The 5,414-nt window shown below is 59.2% G+C and carries 4 protein-coding genes and 2 pseudogenes; 4 read left to right on the top strand and 2 right to left on the bottom strand.

What is annotated here, in order from left to right; all coding sequences use genetic code 11:
• The 3 genes and pseudogenes from ACESMD_RS02275 to ACESMD_RS02285 all read left to right on the top strand — a co-directional run.
• Positions 1-368 (top strand): annotated as a pseudogene (locus ACESMD_RS02275) (hypothetical protein); the annotation flags it as partial.
• Between the two features lie 407 nt (positions 369-775).
• A complete protein-coding gene (locus ACESMD_RS02280; RefSeq protein WP_372609952.1) occupies positions 776-1,402 on the top strand; it encodes a hypothetical protein in 627 nt (208 codons plus the stop codon).
• 24 nt (positions 1,403-1,426) lie between these two features.
• Positions 1,427-2,887 (top strand): autotransporter outer membrane beta-barrel domain-containing protein, encoded by a 1,461-nt coding sequence (locus ACESMD_RS02285; protein ID WP_372609954.1) that lies wholly within the window; start codon positions 1,427-1,429, stop codon positions 2,885-2,887.
• 172 nt (positions 2,888-3,059) lie between these two features.
• Here the strand turns inward: ACESMD_RS02285 and ACESMD_RS02290 are convergent, their stop codons facing one another.
• Entirely contained in the window at positions 3,060-3,683 is a 624-nt protein-coding gene (locus tag ACESMD_RS02290; RefSeq protein WP_372609956.1) for a TetR family transcriptional regulator, read from the bottom strand.
• A gap of 170 nt (positions 3,684-3,853) precedes the next feature.
• Between ACESMD_RS02290 and ACESMD_RS02295 the strand changes: the two are divergent.
• A pseudogene (locus ACESMD_RS02295) lies at positions 3,854-4,877 on the top strand (succinylglutamate desuccinylase/aspartoacylase family protein).
• Between the two features lie 3 nt (positions 4,878-4,880).
• Here ACESMD_RS02295 and ACESMD_RS02300 read toward each other — a convergent pair.
• Positions 4,881-5,414, bottom strand: a 534-nt coding sequence (locus ACESMD_RS02300) for a tRNA-dihydrouridine synthase (protein WP_372609958.1), incomplete at its 5' end; no start/stop codon positions are given.

Consider the following 5,414-nt stretch of genomic DNA (forward strand, 5'->3'; position numbering starts at 1 on the left):
GTAAGGTGATCGCCAACCAAGGGGCGCCGGGTGCCGATGGCATGACGGTGCAGCAGTTGGCGGATCACCTGAAACAGCACTGGTCGACGCTGCGTGAGCGGCTGCTGGCCGGTGAGTACCACCCCAGCCCGATCCGGGCCGCGGATGGCCGCCCCGACGAGATTCCCAAGCCCAAGGGTGGGACACGACGGCTCGGGATCCCCACGGTCACCGACCGGTTGATCCAACAGGCGCTGCAGCAGGTGTTGACGCCGATCTTCGATCCGAGCTTCTACGCCATGATCGCGGCGGTCTCCGACTGGCTGCGCCGCAAGGTGCTCGGTGGTAACGCCGACCATCGCCGGACGGCAGGCGCTGACCAGGGCTGAGGTGCCCTGATTCAATCGCCTGGTACGACAAGGGGCGTCCCATCGGGGGCGCCCCTTGTCGTATTGCGCGTTTGCGGGAAAGGTTGATGCCCGCACAGGCCGATGGCCCGCAAAAGAGTGTGCCGCCCGACCGGATGCCTCATGGTCTACGCTGAATGGCCGCCATAACTCAGGGTGGCCGCTACACAGTTTCACCCATAGCGAATGGCCTCCTGGAATCGTGTTATTGCCGGAACTGGCTGATTTAATTTGAGTTTTCAATCCGCTAGCTTCGTTATTAGATCTGTCTCATGAATATCCCGAGTTTATGTGCGGTAACGAACAGAGGTCAAGATCCACTCTGGCTAAACTGCGCGTGTTCTGCGCATGTATTGCAGGACAATCCAACAAGGATAGGGAGAAAGCAAATGAAAACCAGACTGTTTTTACTCTTTGTAACGCTCGCAATTACGACCTGGGCTCCGACTATCCTGGCCAGAGAATCGGTGGCGATTCCTGTTGGCACACCCGGCGTAGTCGGTACCGAGGGTGTGTTGAATGGTGTAGATACGACTGGTGATGGGATCTTGAATGTTGGAGACAACCAAAATATCAACACCAATAATGATGCAGGCGGCGCGTTCAGGACCAGCGCTGGTAGCACCGGTGAAATATTATTTATTGGCAACTCGACAGTAACCGAAGATACCGGTCAGACAGGTACGCTATACCGCCAGATCAACGCCGGTGCAACGGGTTCAACAGTGAACTTTAACGGGGATATCTATTCAACGACGTTTAGTGTGAGTGGCACTGACATTGTAAATTTCAATGGCGATGTCACCGCCGCTACCAATTTTGCCAATGATGGTTTTATCAATCTTGGCGCGGGGAATTTATTGACCGGCGCCATAACGACTAATACCGGGAATACCGGTACCCTTACGCTCAATGGAAACAGCAGTGTGACCGGAGCAATTGGCGGCGCAAACGGTCTGAAAAAGATCAATGTGGTTGGCGGTAATGCCTCAGTTACCGGCGCCGTTCAGGCCTGAGACTTTAATCTGGGCGCTAATACCTTGACCATCACGGGGGCGTTAACTACCAATCCCGGTGGGACTATTGCAACCTCGCTGGCCGGTAACTCCATATACGGCAACATTGTGCCGAGCGGCTCATCGAATATCAATGCGGGTGGCATTACGTTGATTCCAACCGTGACCGGTGTATTGACGGCCGGAACCGAGTTCACGATTGTCAATGGTACGTCTGGTACTGACGGGGCTCCCGTAAACGTCCAAAACACCAGCCCGCTTTATACGTTCTCCACCGTGCCGACGGCTCTCGGCGCCGTGCGCCTGGTGGTTGAGACGGTCCCATCGGCCACCCCAGTTTTGGCCACCCCAGTTGCTGATGCGGTAATTGGCAGCCCTGCTGCACCCGGTTCGAATTTGTCCGACGTTCAGACTGCGATTGTGACGCTTCCCTCTTTAGCGGCGGTCAACGATGCCCTTGCACAACTGGCGCCGGGATCCACGAATCTCGCGGCACCTTGGGCCGCTTGGCAGGCCACGCGACAGTTTGAAGATCTATGGATGGCACGGTTGGATGAAATTCAAGACCTATGCTGCGAGACTTGCCGCCCGAAGATGCAAGCGCGTCAATCAATACCTAGTAAGTGCCAAAACTCTGAGCAGCGCAGCAACTGGTGGGTGAAAGGTTTTGGCAACCATGGGCGCCAGGGCGACCAAGACGATTTGAACGGCTACCGTTCCCGAGCCGGGGGCTTGATGCTGGCCTACGATATGCCTTTGAACAACCAGACCCGCATCGGGCTAGGCGCTGGTTATGCTAACACCGATATCGACGGCAATAATTCCAGCGGCCAAACAGATGTCGATTCTTATCAACTGACGGGTTATGCCCATCATACTTCCGGAGACGCATTTATTCAGGGCGCATTGATGGCCGGGGTGGATAAATACGACAGTTCGCGACCTATCGTATTTCCTGGGGTCAATCGGAGCGCAAGCGCCGACTTCTCAGGGAATCAGTTCACCGCGGTGGCTACTGCAGGTAAACACTTTTCCTTAAACAAGACCACTATTACGCCGATCGCCTCGTTACAGGCATCGCATGTCAAAGTAGACAGCTATACAGAAAGCGGCGCTGGCGATGTTAATCTGCGAGTCAAGAGCCAGGATTACGATTTCGTTCAGTCCCGCTTAGGGGTAAAAGCGGAGCGCGTCATACAATCCGGTGCTAAAACATTTGTGCCAGAAGTCCACTTGAACTGGCAGCATGATTTAAAATCGACGGCTACCCAACAAGACGCCGCCTTCACTGGCAGCGGGGTCTATTTTGCTACGGATGGAATCGATCAGGGCCGTGACCTATACAATGTTGGCGCAGGCATCACACTTCTATCATGCAACTGTGGCGAGAAAGCATGGACGGTCAAGGGAGTGTACGACTATAAATGGAATAGTAGTGACTATTCGTCAAATCAACTGTCGCTCATAGTGAGTCGCAAATGGTAGGACTGTAGGAATGTTGTAACGGCGGGCAGCTTTTGTTTCAGCGCCTATGGCGAGCTGCCCCCCCAATTTCCGCACCAGCCTGATCGGAGGGGGAGACCTCGTTCGTTGGTTAAGTGTTGTCGGCTGGTTTCATCGTCACGTCTCGGGATGCTGCCTGCTCGGTGAAACGTCATTACCCTGAATCGGGCGGCCGCATCATCGCTAGCAGGCTGTCGAGCAGCGCCTCGCCGCGTTCGCGGATGGAGAAACGCTCCGGGTGACGCAGCCAGTCGTGGAAGAGGCCGGTGAGCATGCAGTGCAGTAGTCGGGTGGCGACGTCCGGGGAGATGCCGGTGGCGAGTTCCCCCTTGTCGGCCGCGGCGGTGAAGTTCGTCAGCAGGACCTGATATGTCTCGTTCGACAGTTCATCCTGCATCCTCAGGGGGTCGATGTCGCCGAAGAACTCACAGCGATGGATGAGGATCGAGTGGACACGCCGGTAGCGGGGTTGCTCGATGCGCGCCATGCCGGTCAGGCAGGCCAGGCGAATGGCCTCCAGCGGCGATTCGATGCGTGCGGAATCCTCGATCTTGTCGACCAGATCCTGAAAGGGCATGCGTACCCGTTCGAGCAAGGCATGGAAGAGATCGGCCTTGTTGCGGAAGTGCCAGTAGACGGCACCCCTTGTCATGCCGGCGTGGCGTGCGATCTGCTCCAGAGAGGTGCGGGAGACGCCCCTTTCCAGGAAGACGTCCTCGGCGGCGTCCAGCAGTGCTTCTCGTGTGGCGGCAGCCTCGGCCTTGGTACGTCTGGCCATCCTCGTCGGTCTCCGGGATGATGAGGTATCTATCGGTATTTTACCCTAATGGATGCGCTTTTACATTCGTTAGTGTATGGAAATGGCCTGTCATTCTTCGTCCTCGTCATCCGGCCATGTCAGGCGTATAAGAGACAGGCTGAACACTGTTTCGTTACAGGAATTCCTATATGCCCCGTGCGTCCTTCGAACTCGCCGACGTTCGCGTCGGGCCGGGATCGCGTAGCCAGATCGATGTGCCCGTTGCCCGACTCTATACCCATGCCCCGCTGCATATTCCTGTGGAGGTGGTGCATGGCCGCCAGTCGGGACCGGTGTTGCTGGTCTGTGGAGGTATCCACGGTGACGAGATCAACGGGGTGGAGATCGTGCGACGCCTGCTGCGGACACGCCAACTCCAGGGATTGCGCGGCACCCTGATCGCGGCACCCATCGTCAATGTCTTCGGCTTCGTCCAGCATAGCCGCTATCTGCCGGATCGCCGCGATCTCAATCGCTGCTTTCCGGGTAGCGAGTCCGGCTCTCTGGGCGGACGGATCGCGGCGCTGTTCCGTCAGCAGATCGTCGACCAGGCGACCCACATCATCGATCTGCACACCGGCGCCATCCACCGCACCAACCTGCCTCAGATTCGTGCCCAGCTGACCCAGGGCGAGGAGACAGAGCGCATGGCCGATGCCTTCGGTGCGCCGGTGATCCTCAACGCGGAGTTGCGCGAGGGTAGCCTGCGCCACTATGCCCAGAATCGGGGCATCCCGGTGCTGACCTATGAGGCGGGCGAGGCATTGCGTTTCGACGAGTGGGCCATCGCCCCGGGGGTTCGGGGTGTGCTGCGAGTGATGCGTCGTCTGGGTATGCTTTCCGGCGAGCAGCGGCGGCGTCGGCCACCGCCGGCGGAAGTCGCCAATGGCTCGAGCTGGGCCAGGGCTCCCATCGATGGCATCCTGCGCCCGCGGGTGCGGCTGGGTGCGCGGGTTGCCAGTGCTGGGAAAGGTCGCTGATCCTTTCGGTAATACCGAGGGAGAAGTTAAGGCGATTGCCGATGGTATCGTGATCGGCATGAGCCGCTTGCCGTTGGCCAACGAGGGCGAAGCCCTGTTCCACATCGCCCGCTTCGATGCCATAGAGGAGGCGGAGAACGCCGTGGAGAGATTTCATTCGAGCCTTGCACCAGCACCCGATTCGCTTTCCTGAGCCTCAGGCGATCTCGGCGGCGGGCTCGCGCTCCGGTACCAGGCCCAGGGCGTCGTCGAAGACCTGCAGCCCTGCGCCCTCGCGGTGGGCGTTCTCGGAGAGGTGGCGGCGGAACTTGCGCCCACCCGGCTGGCCCTGGAAGAGGCCCAGCAGGTGGCGGGTGATGTGGTTGAGCCTGGCACCCTCGTCGAGGCGACGGGCGATGTAGGGGCGCAGCGCCAGGGCCGCCGCGTGGCGGCTCTCGGCCGGGCCCGGCTCGCCGTAGAAGGCCGCGTCGATACCCGCTAGCAGCCAGGGGTTCTGGTAGGCCTCGCGGCCGACCATCACGCTGTCGACGCGCTCGAGTTGCTCGCGACATTCGTCCAGTGTCTTGAGGCCGCCGTTGATGCCGATGTGAAGCTCCGGGCGGCTCGCCTTGAGGCGGTGCACGCGCGGGTAGTTGAGCGGCGGCACGTCGCGGTTCTCCTTGGGGGAGAGCCCCTCGAGCCACGCCTTGCGGGCATGCACGATGAAGGTGTCGCAGCCGGCGTCGGCCAC

It is taken from the genome of Halomonas sp. (assembly GCF_041689495.1).
In the GTDB taxonomy this organism is placed as follows: Bacteria; Pseudomonadota; Gammaproteobacteria; order Pseudomonadales; family Halomonadaceae; genus Halomonas.